This window comes from Streptomyces diacarni (assembly GCF_003323715.1).
Taxonomy (GTDB): domain Bacteria; phylum Actinomycetota; class Actinomycetes; order Streptomycetales; family Streptomycetaceae; genus Streptomyces; species Streptomyces diacarni.
On record NZ_QOIN01000003.1, the window covers coordinates 1 to 329 of the forward strand.

At 74.5% G+C, this 329-nt stretch carries 1 protein-coding gene; it reads left to right on the top strand.

Annotated elements, in window-relative coordinates; genetic code table 11:
* Positions 1-329: MMPL family transporter (locus DTL70_RS00015; RefSeq protein ID WP_147266710.1), on the top strand; the 329-nt coding region annotated here is incomplete at both ends.

Here is a 329-nt window from a genome sequence, read left to right on the forward strand (position 1 = left end):
CCCGCCCAACTGGGCGACGGCTACCTGCACGGAGTCGACGACGCCGTCCAGCCGCTGCGTGCGGCGGGCGCCGAGGCCGAGTACGGCGGTTCGCTGGGGGAACTGGCCCGGCCCGACGCCGACGACCGGGTGAGCGAACTGATCGGCTTCGGCGTGGCGATCGTGGTCCTGCTGATCGGCTTCGGCAGCGTACTGGCCGCCGTCGCGCCCCTGGTGACCGCGCTCATCGGGGTGGTCGGGGGCCTGGCCGTCCTCGGCCTGCTCGCCGCGGCGTTCACCTTCGCCACCGTCTCCCCGACGCTGGCCACGATGATCGGGCTGGGCGTCGG